General features: G+C 44.5%; 7 protein-coding genes. 1 reads left to right on the forward strand and 6 read right to left on the reverse strand.

The genetic code is table 11. From position 1 onward, the window contains the following. Positions 1-20: 20 nt before the first annotated feature. Together J1G40_RS14385 and J1G40_RS14390 are read right to left on the reverse strand one after the other, a co-directional pair. Positions 21-9,599: a malectin domain-containing carbohydrate-binding protein gene (locus tag J1G40_RS14385; protein ID WP_265243350.1), complete on the reverse strand. Its 9,579-nt coding sequence runs from the start codon at positions 9,597-9,599 to the stop codon at positions 21-23. A gap of 25 nt (positions 9,600-9,624) precedes the next feature. Next, on the reverse strand, positions 9,625-18,828 hold the full coding sequence (locus tag J1G40_RS14390; RefSeq protein ID WP_265243351.1) for an Ig-like domain-containing protein: 9,204 nt from the start codon (positions 18,826-18,828) through the stop codon (positions 9,625-9,627). A gap of 796 nt (positions 18,829-19,624) precedes the next feature. Here J1G40_RS14390 and J1G40_RS14395 point away from each other — a divergent pair. Next, complete coding sequence (locus tag J1G40_RS14395) at positions 19,625-20,128, forward strand: hypothetical protein (RefSeq protein ID WP_265243352.1); 504 nt, start codon at positions 19,625-19,627, stop codon at positions 20,126-20,128. 33 nt (positions 20,129-20,161) lie between these two features. On the opposite strand, the gene J1G40_RS14400 is transcribed toward J1G40_RS14395, so the two are convergent. Genes J1G40_RS14400 through J1G40_RS14415 form a run of 4 tightly spaced genes read right to left on the reverse strand, consistent with a single transcriptional unit; the run spans position 20,162 to position 26,443 of the window. Further along, positions 20,162-24,781 (reverse strand): HYR domain-containing protein, encoded by a 4,620-nt coding sequence (locus J1G40_RS14400; protein WP_265243353.1) that lies wholly within the window; start codon positions 24,779-24,781, stop codon positions 20,162-20,164. A gap of 52 nt (positions 24,782-24,833) precedes the next feature. After that, the gene (locus J1G40_RS14405) at positions 24,834-25,334 is read right to left on the reverse strand and encodes a phage tail protein (protein ID WP_265243354.1); all 501 of its coding nucleotides are present in this window, start codon (positions 25,332-25,334) and stop codon (positions 24,834-24,836) included. Between the two features lie 22 nt (positions 25,335-25,356). Continuing rightward, the gene (locus J1G40_RS14410; protein WP_265243355.1) at positions 25,357-25,857 is read right to left on the reverse strand and encodes a phage tail protein; all 501 of its coding nucleotides are present in this window, start codon (positions 25,855-25,857) and stop codon (positions 25,357-25,359) included. Positions 25,858-25,870: 13 nt separating this feature from the next. Beyond that, positions 25,871-26,443, reverse strand: coding sequence for a hypothetical protein (locus J1G40_RS14415; RefSeq protein WP_265243356.1), 573 nt, complete (start codon positions 26,441-26,443; stop codon positions 25,871-25,873). Positions 26,444-26,594 lie beyond the last annotated feature (151 nt).

Genomic DNA, 26,594 nt, shown 5'->3' on the forward strand with positions numbered 1-26,594 from the left:
TATAATTAATATCACTTTTCTTAAGGTATATCCTCTCCTGCCGTATTGAAGTTTCCAGATAACAATGAAAAGTCTGGCAGGGTCACAAACCCATCTCCATTAAAGTCTGCCCGCGCATCAAAGCCGGGATCTCCCGTCTGCAGATTAAAGCTTTGAGACAAAATGGTGAAATCTGCCAGGGTCACAAAGTTGTCGTCATTAGCATCACCTGCATTGAGTACTGCAACCGTTTCCGTATTTGGGCCATCGGCAAGGATCACCGTCTGCACACGTTGCAGATGATTGCTTGTCTTAACTGCCATGAGGTAAGTTCCTGGTGGAATTCCATTAACTGTCGCTACCCCATCCGACGAACCTGTTGGCGTAAATTGCAAGAGCGGTGTACTACTACCCTGTTCATAAAAATCTACTCTAAGGTCTATACCGTAATTATTGGCCGCTCTTCCCTGAAGCGAATAGTTGATTGTTAAGTCAGCATTTACCGCATTCGGATCATAGAGCAGGCTAATTACATTGGATGTCATACTTACCTGTTGGCCTATAGTATAGGGTACAAGAGAAGTTACTGCAACCAATTGGTTTAACCCTCCATCTGGTCCTGCATCCCCAGAAGTAGTTTCTAACAATGTAATGGGGATATCTACAGTACCTCCTGCGCCTATTACCCCAGTGTACAGCGTTTTACCAGACATAGCTTCATTGGCATAATAGGTCTCAACCGGCACATTGAAAGGCGGATCACCGGAAGCTATGTAAAGCCTGGAATCCATATTCAACAAGGATACGTTATCACCTGGGTTCCCTGTTATAGTAACCACCTGATTTAGACTGTTTACGGTAGCCGGTCCGGTACCGACACCCACAACCGAAATTGATGGGGTAGCCGGCGCGGCTTCTGCTATGATTGCCTGGCCACCACCTAGACTACCATCTTCATATAAGCTGCTGATAAGCGTAGTACCATCACTAAAGTTTATGGTTATAGTAGCGCCTGTTAACTCATATCCCGATACTGCTCCTGCGGCTCCTGCACCAGGAACTCCCTGGATACTGTTGGGATCTACGTCTGTTGTAAAATCAAAATACTCTCCAGGATCAAATTCGGTAAAATTCACTGTGATGATATCAAATCCGCCCTGCCTTGGTTGACTGAATGGGTCAACGGCCGGGTTGGCTGGAACTACCAGTCCTACTTCGGTGGCCCCTGTATTAGGGGTAAACGGACTCGCGGTGGCATCACCTCCGGAACCAGTAGGATCAAATACCATATCCGGAAGAATTCCCGTACTTAAATCTATAGAAATACTGGTTATCTGAGATCCACCTGTAGAGGTATTGGTTATTTGGAAACTACTGGCAGAGAAGGTACTTGCATCAACGTCCATTCCCGGTGTAATTTCTACCAGGGCAGACGGTGCCAAAACGGCATTAGGATCAAATTCTAATACAATTACATTTGAAGCAATACTGTTATCATTATTAGCTCCATTAGTCACCGCAATAAAATGATTTATACCGCCATCAGGCGTATTAGGCGCCCCCGGAGATTGGGTTAATACAACGGGTATGGTACCAACTCCTGAACCATCTAACTGAATGGTGTATAATTCTTTGGTCATGGCTTCGTTGGCCTCAAAAGGGTCAACGTCATAACCTACATTGGGGTTACCCGGATCTATATACAAACGACCATCAACGCGCAATAAGGTAACAAAGGCATTTGGTTCTCCGTTGACCGTTACTACCTGGTTGGCTGTACTCACCAATCTGTTGGTTGCCAGTCCGTCTACGGTAATAACCGGTGCAATGAGGGCATTACTCGCCGCATCTACAATAGCGTCTGAACCACCCAAAGATCCTTCGTCAAACAAGCTTGACGTATAAACAACGCCACTGGCGAATTCTATGGCAACAGTAGCCCCAATAATTTCAAAACCTGAAATTGATCCTGCATCCCCAGCAGTTAAATCGCCTTTAATTGAGGTAGGATCCATATCTACGCCAAAGGCAAAGGATTCTCCCGGATTGAAATCGGTGAAATCTAATGTCAATTGATCGTAGCCTTCATCATTATTAACCCCGTTGTGCGGCAGTGCAAAAACACTTACACAATCTTCAGGGTCAGATCCTCCATTGGCCGGCACCGTAATACCAACTTCCGCAGCCGTATTACCTGCACCACCCGCCGTCAGGCATTTGGCCCCATTATCCCCTGCCGTCCCAACAGGATCAAAAACCACATCCATCATATAACCTGTCGGAGTAGTAATGGTAACATTCACGATATTATCATCACCAGTGTTTGTGAGCAAGAAAGAATCATTTCCAAAAGTTGAAGAGGTTAATCCGGATCCTGCCGTTACCTGTACCAGGGCTGCAGGATTTCCTATTGGTTCTTCGGTAACATTCCATGTAAAGTTCACCACTGTATTTAGCGCAGGAGTACATCCATCTGAAACCGAAACGGAGACATTGTATGGACTGTCTTCAGAAGCACCTGGCGTTCCACCAACAGCCTGTTGTGACTCAGGCCCATTTAGTGTGCTCGTTGGTACTCCATTGCTCACATCGTCTATATGTATAAGTGCAATACGGTCTACTCTATGACCTGCAGAACGCTCTGACATGGATATGGTAAAAGTACCTGGATTTGGGAAATAAGCATAGATGGGAAACGCATTGTTATCTATGGTATTTGTAGCCCAGGTATTTGCATTGGTATTGGTATAGACTTTAAAATAACCGCCAACACCTGGACCTTCATTTCCATGATCTGGTCTGCCTTGTGCATTGCCTGCCGGCCAGTATAGGGTTTTGGTGGTATTTGCCGGATTGCTTAATTCATCAAAAAATTGTTGCGAATTGGAAAGCGCTCCACCCTGTACACAGAAAAAGTGCACGTCAGGGGTATTGTTTATTTTAAACCAGGTATCATTCCGGTCAGTTGTACTGTCCGGAGGACCGATATCCGACTTCATAAAGAATCTATAAACACCTGGTGTTGAAATCTCTACATCATAATCCAAATTCTGCCCATTGAGATTGCCAAAATGATTTGAACTTGCCTCTAGAAAGTCTGATCCACCTTCATTCAATGGGTTCCATCCACCGGCAGTATCCACAAAATCGGTTTCAGCTTCAATAATAACCACCCCGCCACTTTCTATAAATGCTCCCGGAGTTCCACTACCACTGCCTTCATCTAATGTTCCACTGATTATTCCTGTTACAGGATCAATAGTTAAACTCGGTGGTAAATTGGTTGCCTGATAAGTTAAACCAGTACACGGATCTATATCTGAAGCAAGGATGGGAAGATTAATTACATCTCCCTCTACACTTTGTTGTGCTCCGGGGTTTGTAACTACTGGAGCTTGATTACCACCAGAAATACTTACATCAATAAGCTCGATAGCTTTCAGGGCCGGGTTTTCTCCTCCATGAATAAAAACCAGGTCCAATGTCCCGTCCGAAACTGTAACGGTATGTGAAACCATTATGGCGCCAAGCGCCCCGGCCGTTCCAAAAGGATCAATACCCGTAAAGGCAGCTGGTACGGCGCCCTCTACCGATACATCAAATACCCGCTGTCCTCCAGCCGTTATATCACTAAATAATTCTGCAAAATATAATCTCACTTCTACTTCTGTCCCGGGGTCTACAGGGAAGGCCCAGGTCATTTCCGGAGCTCCAGTTGGGTCGAACCGTTCTGTCTGGAAAAGCTCTGCTGGAGTACCTGCAGGAATTGATGGGTGTGTTAAAACTATTGGTCCCTGATAAGCGCTACCTGCACTCTGATTATATACACCCCCAGGGGTAGTTGAAGCCGTTAAATATGGTGAGTTGCCCGCATCACCAAAAGTGCCTGTGTCCACACTCCAATCCGGATTAGGGGCATCTGTTGCATTTACTAAATCACCTCCTGCATTTACACGATACAGCACTGCCGATGGTGCGGCACCACTAGTTAGGCTTATGTTTAATGAAGAGGAGCTTCCATAAGAAATATCCAGGGATGCCAGTTCTCCTTCTACTGTACCGGTATGAGCTACCACAATAGCACTGCTTCCACCAGATGGGACTACGAAACTACTCCCGGATGTCACCAGTGTTCCGTTGATGCTAAAAACATTAAAATTGGTGGCATCGGCCCCGGTAAAGGAAATATCTGTTACAAAAATCCCCTGGTTCCCACCTGTATTATCAAGAATTATTGTTTCTGTAGACGTAGTCGGCACGGTCATAGATGCCGGTCCGGACAAAGCCCCGGCAACCAAAGGACTCCCGCTTGGGTTATCTGTGCCGTAAACCTCCATATTATTCTGATTGCCTCCACCCTGGTTGGGAGAACCTGAAGTAATCCATATACCATCTCCTGAAACCACAGCCTGCGTACCGTGTCTCGCATTGTTAAGATCGGCCAAGGCAGACCAGTTACCAGTACCTACATTAAGGGCATCCGTATTTACATAAGCCTGCCCACCACCTTCACCACCGATGACAACAACCTGATTCTGGAAACTCACGGTGGAAGACGCTGCCCTTGCATTCGGCAAGTCATCCACAGTACCCGCGGGTAGCCAGGTTCCGGTGGTAAAATCATAAACATCAACTTCCGGGATTAATGGCGCAAAGGTACCTCCGGTGCCACCAGATAAGCGACCACCAGCAGCATATAACCTATCTCCTACTACCGTGGCATGGAAGTGATCTCTGGAATGTGGAGCATCTGTTAAAGTAGTCCAAACTCCTGTAGCCGGATCAAATTCGTCGAACCAGGGTACGTAACCACCGTTGTGGCCAATTGTGTTTCCGGCAATCACATAGAACTTATCGTTATATAGGACCAGTCCGGCAGATCCTCTTTTTCGTCCGGCAGGGATTGCGGGGCCTTGCATCCAGCTATCGGCAATTGGATCATAAATGAAAATATTATCTGCAGGAGCTTCGTCTGGGAAGCCGTTGTCTTTAAATGAACCTATTACCCAGATCAATCCCTGATATTCTGTCGCCTGAAAATGATTAAATTCGAAGGGCGCCGTCGAGGCCGCTTCCGTCCAGGTATCTGTCTGATAGTTATATATATCTATCTTGTCAGAATTCTCTCGGCCACCGAAGAGGTAGAACTTATCCCCTACCTGTACGACAGAATTCTCGTGTCTTGGGGTATGTTCTGTAAAATTGGTTATTGCTGTCCAGACGTCGCTAACCGGTGGACTAGCTGATATGATTTCAATAGCCTTGATACTCGGATTCTGAGTTCCCTGTATGAAGTCTATATTCAATACGCCATCTACCACGGAAACCTCCATGGTCTCCACTTTCGCTATATTTATTTGTGATCCGTCTACACTAGCCCTATAATCATCTAATTGCAGGACGCCTTCTACATTTACATCAAAAACTCTTGGGCTGGTAGCTTCGCCACTCCAAATTTCTGCAAAAAGCAGATTCACAGTATAGGTCCCATTGGCAACCGGAAAAGCCCATTGCATATTATCTGGTACCGCCATAGTATTATAGCGTTCTGTAGAAAATAAACTGGTTGGATATCCTGTAGTATTAACAAAAGACCCTGGAAGGGTTGCACCAAAGGTTATATCTTCGGCCGAAGTGTTGACATAGGTCGAAGGTGTCCCTGTTGTGGCTGTTCCGTTAGCATCTCCTGCTGATTGATCTTCTTCCCAGGCAACCGGTGAGGCATCATTAGAATTAGTTAAGTCGCCTCCAGTATTAATTCTGTATATCACAGAATTAACCGCATTTGGATCAACAACATTCCATGTGAAATTTGCAACTGCCGGGGCAGAAGATGGTTTGCTCACAGTTATGGCAACATTATAGAGCATTGCATCATTAGGGTTTGCCGAAATGGTTCCAAGGATAGCACCATTTGTAGGCTCTATTGATAAGCCTGGTGGCAATCCTGTGGCCGCATAGGTGAATGTTTCACCAGCGCTACCTCCGCTTGCAATAATACTTAATCCCGGGGTATCGCCAAGATTGTTTATCTGATTTGGAACCGTGGCAATAGTAATCGGAGGATTAGAACTTCCGGCTCCAAGTATTTCAATTCCATTGATCAGCGGATTTTCTATAAAATGTTCAAAAAGCACATTAATAGTACCGTCTGTAAGGGTCACTGGATATTCTAACATCCCTCCCAGCTGATCGCCAAATGTGGTTATTAAATCCAGATTATCCTCTACCAATTGCCCTTCAATTGAAATGTCATAAACCCGGGTTCCGGGTGTTCCGGTTGGGCCATGGCCATTGCCCATATACAGGCGAACAAGGTAGTTTCCGTTAGGCAAACCAAATGTCCATTCCATTTCCGGTGCTGCTCCCGGATCCCATCTCTCATTTGCGAAGATGGCTTGCGGTACATACGATGGAACCGATGGATGACTTCCTGATATGTTGTGTGTAGAGAGATTACCGGTATTAACATTGTAAGTAATTCCATTAAAAGTACCTCCCTGAGCCCCACCGGCTGTAATGCCTATCCAATCCGGATTAGGAGCATCCGTAGCCGTAATGGTGGCGCCATTGGCTCTAATCCTTAAAATTGGAACCAGGGCCTCGTTCACATTTACGGTAAAAGACTGCTCAACAAACAAATTATCTGTATCTGTAGCCCTTATAGTTATGACCGTACTTGTCGGGGTTGCAGGATATGTAAGTGTTAAGTTAGTTCCGTTTACTGAGGCTCCGATGCTTGGATTAGTATTTGATTCCACTGTAAAGGTGAGATTTCCTAAACCACCATCATCATTGAAAAAAGCATCTAAACCTATTAATTCATTAGCATCATTTACAATCCTGTTCAGGTCTTCTAACGTTTGGGTGATAAATGGTACAGCACCAGCTACATTAAGAAAATCCCATGCGGCGCCGTAGGCATCGTCAGTATCTGCAGTGCCAATAATACCCACCACTAATGGCTGGGCAGCACTTTGTAAACTCGTTAATACATCTCCCTGGAGCGTAAAGGGCGCGCCCAAATCATTAATGCTCCCGGCATCTATCTGATATCTGGCTTGTACACTACCAGTCGCCGAATTAATAACAAAGAACAGGTCTAAGTTTTCGGTAGTCGGGCCTGGATTGAATCCAATATCTGTAGAAGCAACATAGGTTACCCCCACTCCATTATTTTCACCCACCACGCTGAGTTCATCGTTTTGGCCCAGCACCAACTTTACATAATCATCCTGGAAGCCATCCCCTATAAACATTCCTTGTGATTCTGTAGCTGAAAAAGTATGAAAAGGAGCAAACATACGTCCGTGGACTGTAAAACTGCCAGAACCACTGTCTGTGTTAATGCCGTATTGATAGGCCTTTTCCTGGGTATTATTGGTAGCATCTCCTGTGGTTTGATACATGGTAATTGCGCCAATGGCACCCCCTAAAATATCATCTACATCTGTGGTTGAAGCATTGGGGTCATCTTGCCAATCTAAATAATTAGGGTTAGCATCCCCGTTGTTCATAAGGCCGGTAAATCCCAATCCCAGATATCCTCCAAGAGGAGTTCCCAGGAATAATTCGTTAATTACGGGAAGGTTAAATGGTGTGCCTAATTGCAAGGGATCTAAATTATCATTTATCCCATCGCCATCGTCATCCAAATCCAGCAAATCGGATATTAGGTCTCCATCAAAATCTGTAGGTTGAGAAGCTCCAGAACACATATCTGTATTGTTCTGATCTTCATCATCATTGGTATAACCATCAGAATCATTGTCACCATTTGGGTCATAACCGGTTTCGCCAGGAAGGATACAGGTTACAAAATCATTGGGTTCTAAGATCACTATATTATCACCGTTATAATTTCCTACCCAGATTGTTCCCGGGAATATATCGCCGTCTCCCTGACAATCTAGTCCCAGGGCGTTCCCTGAAACACTAAATTTGTTTTGTTCGGTCGCAACAATATTACCACTGGCATCTCTGTCTACTCTATGTAGATTGCCACCTTTACCAGCAATAAGGTCGCCCTGCATAACACCACCGAAGTTAGAAGCAGTATATTCTGCAATGGCATTGGTGTTGTTGCTCCAATTCACTACAATAATGTCATCCGGACCTTCAGGGTTTACTCCTGGCGTAAGTGTGGGTTGCCTGAAATCTGAATTATCGGTATTTATCAAACTTGGATCTACAGGAGGCCAGTTGGCAGGTAAAGCTTTTAGAGGATCTGTCGCATCACCAGAACCGTTAGGATCATAGGGAACAGTTCTAAAATATGAATCTGTAAATGGTTCGCCGGGGGCATTGGAGGTAGTGTGTGTACCCCGGGTAAATAGTCCCGCTCCTACATTAGCTCTTACAGGGCAAGGATGCCCTCCATATACAGAACCAAATGTATAGCTATCAATATCTGTGGTCACGAGGTTCAAATGATCACTATTGTTAACCTGGGGATCAAAAGGGGTTGAATTAGGTGCGGCATCAGGACCGCTACTACCGGGTTCCCCTGGCCGGTAATCATTATTGACCTGTGCCGGGTCTCCTTCAAATTCCGGGAATCCGCCCCATGTTCCATTGGCTCCATTATCTGTAACATAAACATGCCCGTCTTGTGTAATCACATGATCATAGGTGTTTCTATAACCAGGAGAAAACATTTTTACAGGACTGCCTGGAACCAGCATCCCCATATTTAGTCCGTCATTACCTCCCCAGGGGTCATTAATGTCAATACCATCATATCCGGCAGCGTTCGGATCTGTAATTCCATTTGCGTTGGCCCTTGTTGGATCATCAAGGGTAGGGATATCATATTTATAATTCCTAGCGCCATCATTGAGAGTTGGCAAAGCTGCAATAGCATCCAGATCAATGGCCAGTACCGCCCCGGATAAGGCATATTCTGTGATGTAAGCAAATTTAAGAGAGGGAGAACCTGCATTGGTAAAACCTCCACTACTAACAATTAGCCAATCTACACCACTAATAGTCCTGAATTGTAAACCATTGGTAGCATGGTTCTCTTCAGATCTTGGGAGACCTCTAACAATATCAACGGCCTGCCAATTGCCACCACTTTTTGTCAGTTCGGTAATAACTCCCGAGTTGGTGTCCAGGTTAACGTCTCCCCCGCCACCGCCGGCACCACGCCTACGGTCACTGGAAGAGACATAGACAACAGGGTTAGTGCTGGTCCCAGCTACCGTAATACCTGTAGATTGTCTTTGACTATTCCCATCTGCGGTACCATCATCATTATGATTGGGAATGCTCTGGACTAATGTCAATACCTCTGCGTTGGTAACCACATAATCTTGTGGACCATTGCGTTGGATGGTATACACTTTTACCAAACCATCTTCCTCTACGACGTACAAATTACCATCTGGGCCAAACTCCAGTGCCGTGGAATTATTTACACCGGGGAATCCGTTAAAATTTAAATTGCTTGAGTCAAATGAAATCTGCGCTTGTATTTGCCCTATACTCAAGATGAGTAGGGCAAATAAAAGCATTCCTATTTTTAATCTCATTGATTGCTTAGATGCAATTGGAGATTGGTCCTCATTATTTAATATTAGCGCACACGCCTTGGTGCCATTTGCGTTTAAATCTCTCATTTTCATATGCTTTTAAGACGTGTTTTTATCTTTTAATGGCCATTTGCTCCTGGAATTCTTTTCCTTCCACATCTCGGGCCCTCACAAAATAAGTTCCCGCAGGTAAGTCCTGTACCTGAATTAAGTAAACACCAACATCTACATTATCATTGGCTTTTACACGCTTAATTAACCTTCCGGTCACATCATAAATGAGTATATCCTGAAGCTGGGCTGGGGTATCAAATACCAAATTTGCGTCCCTGTCTGCAGGGTTAGGTGAAATCATCACAGAACTAACTGGTTCCATAGAGGGTAAGAACAAACCTACCGTAAAGTTTACAGTTAAGGACTGCCCGGCTGCTCCTGTACCACTTGCACCTTCATAGGGTGTAGCGGTTAGGGTATATGACCCTTGCGGAATCGTCTTAGCAGCATAATCTCCTGCGCTATCGGCGTAAAGTGCATATGGTGCAGCAGATTCTGTCCAAACTCTTGAAGCAGCACCTGTCATAACAAATTTCACACTACCCACCACGCCTGGGTCTGTATTGGCTCTGATATTTATTCCTACTCCGTTACCAATATTATCACCATCATCAATTAAGAACAGGTCATTGTCTGTTACTCCGTCTACCAGGGTAAAGCTAATCACCTTGATGATATCATTTGGATCTACTGCTTCTACCTGAATACTGGTAGATCCTGTGGCATCTTCATTATCCTTGACAGTTAATGTAACTGTTCTGACACCGGTGCTGGCATAGGTATGCATGGCAGTTGGGGTGGCAGACACAAAGGTGTCACCGTCTCCAAAGTCCCATGAATATTCAACAATATCACCATCATTATCTATAGAGGCTGCTCCTGAGAAATTCACTTTGAAGGGCACCACCGGATCTGCGTTGCCCGTTGCTACAGCAATTGGCGGCTGGTTCTGTGGAGGACCATCAATAACAGAGAAATTCACTATAATAGTGGCACCTACATTAGGATTAGCCACCAATCTGTAATCCCCAACAGGGAATACCTGCCCTAATACATTGGTGCCTATATCTCCAAATAACGAGAAGGGAGCGGAAGAACCTTCTGCCTTGTTCTGGTTTATTGGACCCGTAAGGCTAAAGAAAATGCCATTAGGATTTAGATCAGGATTATATACTATTCCCCAAGGAATAGCACTTTGTTGAATTTGCAAGCCATCTGTGAGTGCAAATAATGGCAGATCTGTATTGGCATCCAATACAATTAATGCGGCATTAGAAGTTGGGGTGGTCACCGTAACACTTCTGTTTGCACTATTGCTGCATCCTGTGGCAGGATCGGTATATGAATAAGTAATCTGATGCGTACCTACTCCTGCAACTCCGGGATCGAACTGATTTCCGCTTACTCCCGGGCCACTATAAGTGCCTCCCGCAGGGGATCCATCTAGTGTAATCGCCCCATCGGTATTAATAATAGGTGAAGGTAATGCAGCCAAAGTAACTACTGGCCCCGCCGGATCGCTTAAGGTAACCGACTTCACAACAGAACATCCATTAGCATCTGTAACAGTTACAGTATGTGTCCCCTCATCAAGATTGTTAGCCGTTTGGTTGGTATTTCCATTGCTCCACAAATAAGTGAATGCGGCTGTGCCATTTTGTGGCTGTACCGTTGCGCTACCATCATTGCCACCACAACTTGTAGGATCTGAAACTGCTGTAATACTGGCATTAAAGCCAATACAATTGGGATCCTGGTCTGTTATTTGGAAATTCACAGTTAAAGGAGTTCCCACGGTTCCTCCCAGACTATTACCAGAATATGGAGTAGCCAGAATGGTGTAATCTCCTATTACGAAATTACTTCCCGCATAATTACCTCCGCTATCCCCATAAAGTGCGTAGGGCGCAAAATTCTCTGTTTGCCCTTTGGCCTTAGCACCACTGAGTTCTAGCCGTACACTTTCTGTATCATCGGTAGTATTTGCTCTAATGTTCAGGTTAGTTGTAGGTAAGGAGGTAATGTCTATAATATCCCCCTCCATTAACGGCCTGATATCCTGCTCATTATCGGCATTTACCAAAGTAAAGCTGATTACAGACAAGACTGTAGGTGCTTCATCCACAGTGACATCAAATGAACAACTGGCCTGGTTCCCAGCGCCATCTGTCGTTGTGATGGTTACCTCAACAAGTCCGGAAACAATGGTTCCGGCAGCCGGAACCTGGACTGTAGTTGCACCTGGGCAATTATCACCGGTTAAGGCCGCTGCAGTATAATCTGGCAAGGCAACCTCGCCGTTTTCATCTCCCTGAACATTGGTATTCCCCGGACAAACTACTACCGGAGGTTCCGTATCATTTACTGTAACATTAAATGTATTTTGACCTACATTTCCACTGGCATCTGTGGCCGTTACCACAACCTCGGTGGTTCCTATTGGGAACACGCTTCCACTTGCAGGAACACTGCTGGCGGCTACACCCGGACAATTATCAGTGAAATCTGCCATGAAATCCACAACAGCTCCACATACACCTGGGTCATTACTTACAATAATATCTGCCGGGACACCTACCGTTGGCGCTTCAATATCGTTAACTGTGACATTAAAAGTACACAGGGCAGTATTCCCCGCTGCATCAGTGGCCATTATAGTCACTTCTGTAATTCCTACCGGGAAGAAAGAACCTCCTGCAGGTGATGCACTGGCTGTTACTCCCGGGCGGTCATCGTCCAGGGCAGCAACCATAAAGTCTACAATAGCCCCGCATTGTCCGGGATCATTACTGACAACTATATCTGCCGGACAAGTTACCGTTGGATCCGTTGTATCGGGTTCTATGGATACATAAACTTCCCATTGCTGATTTGCTCCGGATTGTGAAGTTACATTGTAAAGTACAGGAACAACAGGATCAAAATTTTGAGCTTGTCCTGAAGGTGGATTTACAAGGGCAAACGGAGATACTCCAATGTTGGGTATTAGTCCGGTTAAGCCCGTTGCAAAATCTACAACAAGATTTACAGTATGATCTCCGGCATTAATATCTGCAGCACCCACCTGACCTGGTATAGCAAAAGATACTATGTCATTTGCGGAAGATGCGGTGAAGTCGACCATTACAGTTTGTCCGCACTGAGCGCCGTTTCCGCTGGCATCTACTGCCGTCCAGGTAATGGTGGTAGCACCAACAGGATAAGGATCAGTCAGGGCCAACCCATCACCCCGAACACCAGTCACAAGAGGAGTAGGATCACAACTATCAGTTGCGGTGGCCGTTCCAATATCTACAAGCGGGATGACAATATCATTGCCGTCAAGACTGATTCTATTTACAGTTGGTGGGCATAAAATAACCGGAGGTGTACTGTCTGTAATGGTTAAAGGAACACCTGGGAAGCTTACCACACAATTGGTTAATCCGTCAGCTTGTACCACTATATCGTAAGTTCCTTCTGGAAGACCAGTAAAACTGTTACCTGCCTGGAAGGTTAACCCATTATCTATACTGTACTGCAGGTTATTTCCTGTCGCGTTTATTGTTATAGTACCATCATTAACTCCACAATCTGAGGGATTATTAGTAACAACACTAGATATAACTGGTACTTCCGGGGCTGTTAACGTCGCCTGATCAGAAGCCGTACAACTAGGGGAGCCTACTTCACGTACGGTCACGGTATATATCCCGCCTGGCAAATCGCCAAAGGTATTGCTACCCTGGAATGGGCCACCTATACTGTATTCAAGGTTTACACCCGTGGCTGTAATCACAATCTGTCCGTCGTCAACATTACAATCTGACGGATCAGTAGTTGCTACATTAGAAATAACCGGTGCTGCAGGAGCTGTAAGATTAACTGAATTGGTCGCTAAACATGTAACAGATCCGTTTTCTAGTACTACAATATTATAACTACCTGCCGCAAGATCTGTAAAAATGCTATTTGCCACAAAAATGGTACCACCATCAATACTGTACAATAGGTCTGTGCCCGTTGCGGTAATCATAATAGTTCCGTCATTTACCCCACAATCTGAAGGGTCGGTTGCGGTAATATTGTCTATAGTAGGCAATACAGGTGCCACTAAGGTCACCTGATCCGTAGCCTGGCAATTAACAGACCCATTGGCCTCTACCACTATATCATATGTTCCACCAGCAAGGCCAGTAAAACTGTTACTTGCCTGGAAGGTAGTACCATTGTCTATGCTGTATAGCAGACTTGTACCAGTTGCCGAGATGGTAATTGTACCATCCTCTATCCCGCAATCTGTTGGATCTGTTGGTGTTACGCTTACTAAGTTGACATCGCAAACTTCGAAAGTCACTATATCCTTAGCATCTGCATTGGTGAATTCTGTATGCAAGCCTTCAGCGGCCACAATGACCACGGTATTTGTACCTGGAACAATACCATCAGCGGCACCCAATTCCCAGAATAACTGCCCAATCTGGTCTGCCGTTGAGATTCTATCAAGTGGATCCAGGTTATTAGGATCAGCAGGGTTTACCCAGAGGTGAAAATGCTCATCAAACGGATTTAATAACAGCATGTTTGCTGCTGTCCACATAAATTGTATTTCCGTGGTATTCAGCACCTCGGCATCTGCTGGGAAGGTAAAGTCTACATCAGGTCCGGGAACGGTAACAGATATAGTAGCAGTTTCTACATTTCCGTCACTATCCGTCACACTGGCATTGATATTGTGCGTCCCAACCGTAATCAATTCATCTGAAAAAGAACCTCCTGTACCAGCAAATTCTGGGGCTGTAGGAGAACTCCAGCTTAAAGTGGAAGTCAGGGCTGCATCATCATCTTCAACATCTGTTGCGTTACCTTCAAAAGTTGTAGTAACGTTTCGGTCTATAGTTGCGCCATTGAGTGGCATGGTTATAAACACTTCGGGTGGAGTATCTGAAGATGTACAGATGCTAAACCCTTTAACAGCCGGGTTTTGAGTGCCTTTAATAAAGTCGATATTAAGCTCCCCGTCTACCACAGTAACTTTAAATGTCTCTACTCTGGCCACATTGATCTGACTACCGTCCACACTTGGTCTGTAATCATCCAATTCTAAGACACCTTCAACATTAACATCAAAGACCCTTGGTTCGCCTGCCTCTCCGCTCCATTTTTCGTTAAATAAGATGCTCACCTCAAAAACTCCATTCCCTGTGGGGAAAGTCCAGTTCATTTGCGGATCTGCACTCCAGCGTTCTGTTTGGAACAAATAATCAGGATAGCCAGTGGTATTGGAAACTAAAGGAGTGGTTGCTCCAAAGGTAGTATCTGTATTAGGTGGCGTAGTGTTGACATACGAAGAAGGTGTCCCCGTCTGTGCTGTACCGCCTGCATTGGCTGCAGACTGGTCTGCCTCAAAATTACCCGAAGCCGAGGCGTATAAGGGTCCTCCGGCATTTACTCTAAAAGCCACGTCGCAATTAGGCGCCGGCGGTCCTATAATAACTGTAATGGTGGCCGACCCTGTTTGCGGATCGGAACCATCACTATCTGTGACTTCTGCGGTAATTATATGTGTACCTACACTTAATGCTGTTGTATTAAAGCTAGCTCCAGAACCTATGGCATTATCTAAATTTGAAGTCCAACTTAGATTCGCTGCAATATCACCATCTTCAGGGTCATTTGCAGTAGCGCTGAAAGTGATGTCTGTACCCTGTTCTGCTGCAATATTATCAGCTGGCGAAGTAATGAACACCAATGGTGCGGCATTACTATTATTCGGAGTAAACTCAAATTCTGTAATGTTGGTACCTCCTGTAAATTCGAACCGAATGGTCTGCAAGCCTGGGCTCACAAAGGTGACCAGATCCGTATAATCAGCAAAGCTGCCCCAGCCATTGCTGGGTACCGTTATACTGCCAATCGGCACAAACCCACCGCCGTTATCAACAAGGATGTTAAAGGTATTAGTGCCACCAGAACCGTTGGAAGCATTTACCCTGATATCATAGTTGCCCCCTGCAGGCACATCTATAAGGTATTCTACAAAATCGTTATTATCGATCCAACCTATGTTACCAGCATTTTCAATAGCTACTGAAAAATCTTGGCCCGGAGATCCAGATGGGGAACCTCCGTAATGCGGTAAAGGACTGGCGAAAGTCCTGGCCAGGATGACTCCAGGGGTTATGTCTTGAGCAACATTGATGGTAAATGCCTCTACAACATCCGGGTTAGAACCATCATTGGCAATTACCCTGGCTTCGTAGGAACGGCCATCACCTATGCTGGTTGGCCAGTTTAAAGTATAGCTGCCAGCGCCATTATCGGTAAAGGTATAATCTGCCGGATCTACAACTGCGGCAGGCGTATAAGGGCTGTTATTTCCTAATGGCGCACTCTTGTCGTATATGACAATAGTAGCAGCCGGATTAAAATCATCGTTAACCTGTACGTCAACATTTACAATACTGCCTTCGTCAATAGCAACATCTGCAATGGCGTCAACGGTAGGTGGTAAATCATTAGCCGGACTGAAATTAAAGTCCCGGATATTAACACCCCCTCCACCTGAAAAATCAAGGCGTAAAGTCTGAATCCCGGCATTGGTAAATGTTACCACAAACTGGTAGGAAACATATGTTTGCCATCCCGTTACATTAGCGTCGAAACTGCCTATAGGTGAAAATCCTCCCCCATTTTCTTCTGACAAGGTGGTAGTTAGGGTGCCGGATCCACTACCTGCAAAAAATTCAACATTATAGTCGCCCGGTACAGGTACATCTATGACATATTCAACAAACTCTCCTGGCCCTATATATCCGATATTTTCTGCCGCATTATTTTCTATTGTGATTGTATATCCTGAAGGAGTTGGGTTACCGCCGTAAAAGGGTAGCGGAGCGCTAATTGTTTTAGCCAGAATGGAACCTGGAATATCCTGAGCGATATTGATATTAAAATCCTGAGTTACGGCAGGGTTTGTGCCATCATCTGTTGTTATTCTTGCTAAATACGATCTTCCATCCGGAATCCCGGCAGGAAAATCCAATGTAAAATTACCCGCTCCGTCATCGGTCAAATTAAAACCGCCAATAGTACTGCCAGATGTCCAGGGCGTGGTATTGGCAAGCGGATTAGGAACCGCACTTTTATCATATACCACAACAGAGGTAGTCAGATTTGGATAATCTTCATCGGTAATCTGAATAGGAACATTAAAGGCCTCCCCATCGCCAGCTTCAACATCCGCTATCGGTGCAATGACTGGAGCCAAATTTGGTGGACTTAAATACAGCAATTCAAAATAATCTATATTAAATAAGAATCCGCCGCCGCTGGTCCAATCAAAGCGCAATGTTTGTGGGCCCTGCGGTAAGTTTATATTTAGCGTTTGTATCTGGTAGTTACCAAAACCACCGGTGCCTACTGCCGTAAAAGTACCTGCCACATTCCCATCAGAGGATATGTTCATTGTAGCACCTGCTGAAGCGTTCGGAATCCCTACAAAAAGATCAAATCGATAAATACCGGCAGTTGCCACATCAATCTCATACTCAGCATAATCTCCCGTGTTGGTAAAACCAATATTGGTAAAACCGGCATCTATTTCAACGCCTATTCCTTTGCTATCACCGGTACCTCCTGGTTGCGTATTTGCCGGGCCCTGGTTGTCAAAAGATTCGGCTTCTATTCTTGTAATGGCAGTACCTGAGACCGGCTGTGCCACATCATTTACTGTAAGTACTAAATCACTCGATGTAGAATTGCCGTCCTCATCGCTGTATTGCACAGTTATGGTATATGTTCCACTACCATCTCCATTTGCACCTCCCCCGTCTCCAAAGACCGGGTTAAATTGTAATTGCGAGATATAAGATCCTCCTATATTTTCAGTATTGTTTTCGGTAAAGAAACCATCGGCAGTCGTTGGGAACGGGTCTACTTGTTTTCCACTATTTGCTGACTGCAACAATTGCGGTTCGTTGGACACTGTGCTAGTACTAACCGTAAGATTATCCCCGTCCGCATCGGTTATGGAAAGGGGAATATTAAGATTACCACCTTCGTCTACCGATGCAGTCCCTGCCAGGCTAATTACAGGAGCTGTATCTGCCACCGAAACTGTAAAGTTTACTGCCGTGGAGGTTGTTGTGGTATTTATGTCGGAAGCTACAGCAGTTAAGTTATAGGTGCCTACTGCAAGATTGTTTAACGCAAAATCATAGGGTGCTGAATTAACTGTACCCAGAGATACAGGCCCGTCAAATAACTCTACCTGGGTAACCCCATTGTCATCATTGGCATCAACCATCACGGTTAAATTGTCTCCTTCGGTAAAAGAAGCTCCATCTGCCGGGTTGGTAATGCTTACTGTTGGCGGAAGATCTACAGCGGGGTTGACATTTATATTCACCACTGAGGAAGTTGTACTTCCCGTAGCATCATAGGCCACAGCTGTTAAAGCGTAAGAACCAACAGATATATTATTCAAAGGAAGGTTGTAAGGAGCAGTATTGTCTTGGCCTAACAAAACAATACCATCGTAAAACTCCACGTTTACAATGCCAATATCATCGGTTGCGGTTACTTCAACCAATACGTTTGCCCCCTCGGTAAAAGTATCCCCATCATTTGGTGAGTCTATACTCACAACGGGGGGAAGGTCTATGCCATTAATCGTTACCGGAATATTTGAAGCAGTTCCTAATACCGGGACACCTCCTCCGGTTATTTGTGTTTGTCTGGGAAAAACTGTATTAAAATCCAGTGATGTACTCCCAATCCCAAGGGTATTAAAGGTAATCTCCACAAAGTCGAAATCCGCTGTTAATTGCGCAAAAGCTCCAGATGCCAGGTCAATAGTACCTGCGTTATTATCAAATATTGGAGCAATAATAGGAATGGGTAATTGGCCAGCAGCAAGAAAATTCAAAGAGGTAACTTCCAGCAAGGTCTCATCAAAATCTAAGTGTACCTCGGCCCCATCTACAGTACCACCAATTATATCCACGCTAATGGTTACTGTTATTGGATCTCCAACATCTACCACCGGTGCCAGAGGGCTACTTACAAAGTCTGCCTGTGCCTGCAAGGAAGGTGTTGCAAGAAGCAGAAAAAAGAGGGCAAGGATTGGCTGCCATATCCATTTTCTACCCGGATTTGGTAATGGTACTATTAAATTTTCAAGGCTTTTCTGAAGGGATGTCACTGAAAAGCATAACCTGTTGATTATGGATCTTAAAGATCCAAACTTCATGGTCCTTGGTGTTGGTGTAATCTTTTGCATAACTGTGGAGTGTTAATATTTAGTGTTTCGGTGTAATACGTTGTTGGTGCAACAACCAATGAGAAGTTGTTACATTTTACTGGTAATCTTAAATAATCAATGTGGTGTACAAGGAAAGACCGCAAAGAGACGGCAAAGGTCTGATGCGCAAAAAATAAAATGTCTTTTGTGTTGCTGGTAATGTAATTTTCTCCCATACAGGATTGATTTGGTTACTAGCATAACCAAGACTAATTTCAAGGAGATTTGGGGTGTAAATCTCTTAAAATTCAGCAACGACGGGGGGAGGTCAATTCTGCAATTTTTTTTCTTACATATTTGCGACGTAAGCTTAAAATGTTAAAAAGGTAAAAAGAGCTCCTTATAACGGAGTTCTTTTTACATTTTTAACAATTTAAAGATTGGATAAAATCATTTAAATCCACGATGAAAGAAGATTAATTCGATAAAATGCACAATTATCGGCTCAATGACAATAATTAATTCTCCTCCCAAATTGGGGCATATGTACTATATTACCCTAAGCCTAAATTCTGTAAGATTTTTCCTTTTTTTATGATGGCTGGCGCTAATATCCGATTACAAAATTTCTTTACAATTTCCAAAATGGAATTTTCCAAATAATCAGTTTGATACCCCAATATGTCTTACAAATCCGAAGATTTTATTTAAAAACCAACAAAAATATTCTGACAAATACTGAAGGTGCCAGCCCTTTTTGAGGCTATTAATTCCTAAATGATTCAATTCTGTAAATTAAATTGTTTCTGCACGACCTAAACCTTAAACGCTCCTTATGAAAACATTGCAGTTTTTTAGCCTTCTTTTATGTGGCTTATTCCTTAGCCCGGGTTACGCTCAGGAAATGCATCCGGAAAAAATAAAAGAACTCATTGTTCAGGTTGCTGATACCGTGCAAAGCAACGGTAATACCCTCCAATTTTTGTACAAAGAGCGGATGCTGATATGTATTTATGACGAAAATGCAAATCGAATGCGGATCATTACACCCATAGTAGAGCGGGAGCAATTAAATGAAGATCAAATTCTGAATGCACTTGTGGCTAATTATCATTCTGCCTTAGATGTGAAATACGCCCTAAGTGATGAGATTATCTGGTCTGTCTTTACACATCCCCTAAAGGAACTCTATCCGCATCAGGTGCTGGATGCCATAGATCAGATATGGGCTGCTGCCAATACTTTTGGCACCACCTATTCTAGTACCCATCTTGTTTTCCCCGGGAATACGAAAAAACAGCAAGCCCTGCCATCAAAAAAAATACGGAATAAGACCTAAAAAAAAGCCCCTCAGGAAGAGGGGCTTCTATATTTACTTTCTAACAATAAAAGGTTGCTGGTGTGTAAAGCCTTTGCTATTAACCACACTCAGGTAATACACCCCTGCCGGCAGGTCCCTAACCGGTAGTGTAAAGTCTTCACCTGCAGATAGGAAACCTGTGTCTGTGCTAGACATGGCCCTTCCTCTTACATCATGCACAGTAACAGAACGCATTTTAACCTTGGGATCGTCCACATCAATTTTGATTTGTTCTACCGCCGGATTGGGATATAATTTTATAGTAAAGAATACCGGGCTACCATCTATGAATTCAAAATTCACGGTCCCTGATGTTCCAGGGGTACCCCCTTTATTATTTCCCGTATATGGCGTTGCTGTGAGGCTGTAACTACCTACCGCAAAAGTATGAGCAAAGTAATTCCCTCCATTATCACCAAAGAGCGCATATGGCGGTACATTTTCTGTTCTTGTATTGGACTGCGCCCCACTAAGGGAGAAGCCTACACTTTCTATACCTGATCCTACATTTGCCCGGATATTAAGATTGTTAGTTGGTAAGTTTGCCAGATCTATAACCGCACCTTCTACAATTGTCATCAAATCTGTATTACTATCGGCGTCGACCAATACAAAGCCTGTAACCGAATTATCTGTACAAATACCTAAATTATCCTGAACTATAACAAAAGTCTCACAGTAATCGCTGTTGCCACTACCATCAGTAGCAATAACTCTGATCGGAACAGTTCCAATATCAGAACAGGTAAAGGTGTCTTTGCTTAGGGAATAGGTAATTTCTCCACAAAGATCGGGGATCGGAGCGGCAATAAAATCCGAAGGTAAAACCGTCATACTTCCGTCTGGACCCAATTCAATGGCTAATCCATTTATACAAATGGGCGTTGGTGCCTTGGTATCATATAAAGTGGTCATCAATGTTTTGGAGCAACCGTTGGCATCGGTAACTGTTACGCTGTAATCACCTAAATCAAGTCCTGTAGCCAGAGCCGTGTTTAGAGTAGCGTCATGACTCCAGTTAAATTGTAATGGAGCTTGAAAGCCTGATACAATTAATTCAATACTGCCATCCGCGGTGCCACAATCGGCCGGATTGTCAACTTCTCCAAAATTGGCTTCAAAATCCGCACAAACAGGATCAACATCCACCACTTCAAAGTTTACAGTAACCGTTGGCCCGCTGTTAGGGTTGGCTACAAGCGTATATGAACCTTCAGGGAACATTTTACCCTGAATGTCTATTCCTATATCGCCAAATAGCGAATATGGGGGAGAACTGCCTTCAGACCTGTTTTCTGTAAGTGGCCCGGATAGGCTAAAACGTACTCCATTAGGGTTGAAAGCCGGACTAAAGATAATCCCAAAGGGAATATCGCCGGTAATGCTCTTATTAATCACCAAGCCTTCTGTTAGGCCAAATAATTCGGTATCTGTTGTAGCATCCACAACAATTAGCGGTGAAACTACGGCCGGGTTTACAAATTCGAAACTTACTGCAAGTCCGGTTCCTTCCGTACCTCCTAATCCATTTTCGGAATAAGGTGTTGCGGTCAGGTCATACGCTCCCAATGCAAATACATGGGCAGCATAGTTTCCGGCATTGTCACCGAAGAGTGCAAAAGGTGCAACATTCTCGGTTCTTCCATTACTCTGGGCACCACTGAGCTCAAGACGGACGCTTTCTGTATCTGCGGTCGCCTCTGCCCTGATGTTCAGGTTCATAGTTGGTAAGGTGGTTACATCAATAATATCACCGTTGGCAATAGGGCCAATATCTGTGTTGGTATCTGCATTGACCAGAACAAAATCCAGAACTGTCAGTACCGTTGGTGGTAATTCATTAACAGTTACATTGAAGGTGCAACCTGCGAAATTTCCAGCCGCATCTGTTGCAGTTGCATTTACCGCAGTAGTTCCCAGTGCGAAAAAAGATCCACTCATAGGTCCGGCTGATACACCAACTCCGGGACAATTATCAGTAGCGGTGGGTGCAAAATTTACTATCGCGCCAGTCTCCCCGAATGGAACATCAACTGTAATATCTGCAGGGCAAACAATTACGGGTGCTTCATTATCATTAACCGTCACGTTGAATGAGCATTGAGCAATATTTCCTGCAAGGTCTGTAGCTGTTGCTGTTACCATAGTAGTTCCAACTGGAAAGAATGATCCGCTTGCCGGGCTAACAACAAGGGTAAGTCCTGGTCGATCGTCTGATGCCGTTACAGTAAAGTTTACTACGGCGCCACACTGGCCGGGATCATTGCTTACTACAATATCCCCCGGACAAATGATGGATGGCGCAGTGATATCCTGGGGAGTTGTAATTACACCATCGCCGTCATCTTCATCATCGGGATCGTCGACTACATTATTGTCACCGTCCGTATCCACACCATTTCCAGGAGAAGAATCAATATCAAATTCATTAAGTGCAATGACCTCGGCCAAATGGAGGTAATCACCACTAGGGTTTACAATGACCTCCAAAGTCAAAGTCGCCGTCGTACCGGGTAAAATCGGGTTTCCAAATTCCCATTCACCCCGCGGTGCAAAATGATAGGTACCTCCGTTGACCACTCCAGCACCAGTAGCCGAATAACCATTAGGGAATAGACTTTTCACGGTCACCCCTGTGGCACTCCCCGGTCCCTTATTGGTGAGGGTAAAGGTGAAGTTAATCTTATCGCCGACAACCGGTGTAAGGTTGTCCACGCTCATTTCGAGTTCCAGATCTACCAGGATCTGTACTCTTACCGTAACGGTCCATGGCTGCATAGTACCATCCTCGGCCGTGACTGTATAAATCACCGGATTGGTAAAATCTTGTGAAACCCCGGAATCAGGACTCACAGTAGCATCAAGTGAAACCGCAATGCTAGGAATAAGTGCTGTAACCACCGTGCCATTGGGTACCAAAATTTCTACGGTTTTCGCGGTGGCATCTATATCCGAAGTGCCAATTTGACCTGGGACTGTAAAAGATGTAATATCATTGGCCATTGAAGGAGGCAATGGCGGTGTAAACGAATTCACAAAGGTTACAGTAACATCATCTCCTTGTGCAATAATAAATTGGATTTCATTTCCAGGAATATCCAGTGCAGAAACAGTTGTATTACCGTTGGCACTGGAGAATTGGATATCACTTACGTCATATCCTTCTGGTAGATTCTCTTCTCGGAACTGGAAGAGATTGCCTCCTGGCACGTTGAACTCCCCTCCCTCAGCTTCGGGCGAACTGATACCACTCTGACTTAGATAGAAGGTACCTAGAAGTCCACTTATAGAACTGTTATAAAAGAACTCAAACTGCTGATCGGCATCTGCCCCAGCTCCCGTTACCAGTTTTTTAATAGTAATACTAGCCAATCCAATGACCTCTACATCATCATTGGCTGAGTTATCACAACTGTCACCCGTGTTGATGGTATATGTTAAAGTGTGTACACCTTCCCCAGCAGCAGCCGGATCAAAAGAATAGGTCATCCCATTTCCATCATCTGTTACGCCAGGACCAGAATATACTCCGCCTGATGGGCTTCCCCCCCCTAAACCTGGCTGAACGCCAGCATCAATAGAAAGATCTGCAATTGCCGTAAAAGTTACGGTAGGTAAAGGATTCACCGTCAGGGTTACCACACTACTGATCTCTTCACAGTCATCGTCAGACGTGGCCGGCGTACCATTGTCACTGGTCACCACAACGCGATATTGATTTCCGTTCGCCGCTGCGCTCAAAGGACCTGCCAAAGTAAGTGTAGGATTTCCATCTGCTGAAGGGTTGACATCGTTGAAGGTAGCCCCACCGTCTTCACTGAATTCCCAGTTATAAGATAAGGTTCCTGCACCAGTGGCTTGTACTACAAAATCTATATTTGTAGCACCCTCGCATACCTGAGCATCAATTGGCTGTGTATCTATGTTAACTGCACATTCCTCAACAACAAAGCTGCAGCCTGCTTCCGCGGCGGGGTTATAGGCCGTATCATCACTACTGTTCCAAAACGCCCTGTTGTGTACAATCGCCCTGATTTCAGCCGGAGTTCCCTCTAAAGGACTTCCTCCTGCGAGGGTGCAGCTAAATTGCCAATTGTCTTGTTCCTCCCCTGCGGCGGTTATGAGTCGCACCGCTGTATCTCCATTGGTCAGTGCAATGGGCAATTCTGAAGTAGAATTAGTAGTAGCTTCCCCATCCCAATTACCGTCCGTCCCACCGGTGGCGATTTCGTTGTATTGAAGTCCGGCAATAAAAGTTGGCGCTCCAATACTGCCCTGGATTGCAAATAGCTGATCCCCGATAAGGGCATATGCTGCTGGAAATAAGCCGCTCATATCCAGGGTTACAATTGTACCTGTCGTTAAGGCCGAGGAGGCCTTCCAGGTAAACTCCCCGTCTCCGTTAAAGCTGGTGAAAGCTCCTGCGGTATTATCCCACCCACGGTCTGTAAAGATAATTTCGGTTCCTAATTCAACATCTACAAGTAAGACGAAGGCAAAACTATCATCGGCATTTGTGGCGCCTTCAACATTACTCCCTATGAAAGCAATATCTCCTGCCGCTAATGTTGTTTGTGCACTTATATGAAAACTGCAAAGCAAAACTGCAAGCAGTAAGGTAATTTTTTTCATGTTGGTTTATTTATAATGTTCTCGGCAGTTGAACTGCTTATATAACTTATTTTTAGTTCCTTGAAGGATATACCCCTGTTAGTGCAATACAATAATTGACAACAAGGTAGGGTTGCATATTGTTGACCGCCTGTCCTCCGCCAGTATTAGCTGTCGGTGCAGCACTAATATCGGAGGTTGTTCCAAAGGCATTGGTACCGTCGCCCGCAACTACATTTCCGGTAGGATCATCGCTATCCCCCTCTGCCATTGCAGCAATTGCATGATTATGGGAAGGCATATTATTTACCCCAATCACGTTGGTCTCGGATCCTCCACGCTGTCCAATGGTACGAGTAGAAAACCCTGGGCCTGTTCCAAAGTGCATTGGTGCTCTACCTCTTAAATCTGGGAGACCAAAAGTGGTTCTCCCGTCTCCCCCGTAGATTGTCCCTAAAAGTGAAAATAAAGCTTCATTACTGGATATTGCCAGCAATGAACCATCACATAAAGCCCATCCCCGAGGGGCAAAGTTGAATCCAAATGCCTGAATTTGTCCTATAAATGGTTCCATAATATCTTTCTGATTTTATTAATTAATTTCTGGAAGGAAATAATCCTGTAAGAGCAATGCAATAGTTTATAACAACATATGGTTGCATATTGTTAACCGCCTGTCCTCCGCCAGTATTAGCCGTGGGGTCCGCATTAATATCGGAGGATGTTCCAAAGGCATTGGTGCCGTCTCCTGCCACTACATTTCCGGTAGGATCATCTGTATCCCCTAAGGCCTTTGCGCCAATTGCATGATTATGAGCCGGTAAATTAAATATTCCTAGAACGTTTGTCTCGGATCCTCCCCGCTGTCCAATTGACTTTGGCGTTAAGCCGCCTCCAGTCCCAAAACTCATTGGTACTCTACCTCTTAAATCTGGGAGACCAAAAGTGGTTCTCCCGTCTCCCCCGTAGATTGTCCCTAAAAGTGAAAATAAGGCCGTATTTTGTGCGATGGGCAATAACTGGCCATTACAAAGCGCCCAGCCCCGAGGGGCAAAATTAAAGCCAAAGGCCTGTATTTGTCCTATAAATGGTTCCATAAATTTCTGTGTTTTATTTAGTGTTAAGAGCTATGTTAAACTCCATTGAAGTCTTATTAGCAAAAGTTTTTTTATTTGGGAAAAGCAAGGCCTCGCCCAATTGATTGTTTTTCTCCCAATGTTTTCCCGAGATAAATGCCTGGGTATTATTGAAAGACAATTCTGTGAAGTAAGCGTTATCCCCTTTAGTCACCTTAAAATAGATCTTATAGTTTTTGCCCATTTCACGGTTAGGAAAGTCCGTTATAAACTTGTATTCGCCAGCTTCATTAGTGCGGAGTTTTCCCCTGTGACGATATTTAGTTGAATTGGGCGACAAATGCCATACTTCGAGCAGGCAATTGTCCAGAGTGGCAGCTCCTGCCTCATTAAATATTTTACCCCTTACTTCTATATGTTCCCCAAAGGGATAAGAAGGAAAGGTGCGTAGATCATTTTTCTCTACTGCAAAAGGGTTATACCCTTTATAAGGACTTTCATTGGTTGTTAATGCTCTTAATGTAGTTGTTGAAGAAATACTGGCTATACCAGCTGTGGCCATAAGGGCTTTGCCAAGAAATGCCCTCCTTGGAGTAACTTTTTCCATACTTGGTTGTGTTTTTAAGTTAACAACATAACCAAGCTAAATACATAAGTTTTGGGGTACAAAAACCAAATATTAAAAGCGCATTTAATCTATAAAAGCCCTGTTAACAGATAGTTTTTAGCTGCCATTTTGCAACAACAGAAAAGAAAGA

It is taken from the genome of Muriicola sp. Z0-33, from assembly GCF_026126425.1.
In the GTDB taxonomy this organism is placed as follows: domain Bacteria; phylum Bacteroidota; class Bacteroidia; order Flavobacteriales; family Flavobacteriaceae; genus JAFMPW01.

Excerpts from the sequence above, each read along its gene's own strand:
- J1G40_RS14385 (WP_265243350.1), bottom strand. The coding sequence starts at position 9,599 with ATGAGAGATTTAAACGCAAATGGCACCAAGGCGTGTGCGCTAATATTA.
- J1G40_RS14390 (WP_265243351.1), bottom strand. The coding sequence starts at position 18,828 with ATGCAAAAGATTACACCAACACCAAGGACCATGAAGTTTGGATCTTTA.
- J1G40_RS14395 (WP_265243352.1), top strand. The coding sequence starts at position 19,625 with ATGAAAACATTGCAGTTTTTTAGCCTTCTTTTATGTGGCTTATTCCTT.
- J1G40_RS14400 (WP_265243353.1), bottom strand. The coding sequence starts at position 24,781 with ATGAAAAAAATTACCTTACTGCTTGCAGTTTTGCTTTGCAGTTTTCAT.
- J1G40_RS14405 (WP_265243354.1), bottom strand. The coding sequence starts at position 25,334 with ATGGAACCATTTATAGGACAAATTCAGGCATTTGGATTCAACTTTGCC.
- J1G40_RS14410 (WP_265243355.1), bottom strand. The coding sequence starts at position 25,857 with ATGGAACCATTTATAGGACAAATACAGGCCTTTGGCTTTAATTTTGCC.
- J1G40_RS14415 (WP_265243356.1), bottom strand. The coding sequence starts at position 26,443 with ATGGAAAAAGTTACTCCAAGGAGGGCATTTCTTGGCAAAGCCCTTATG.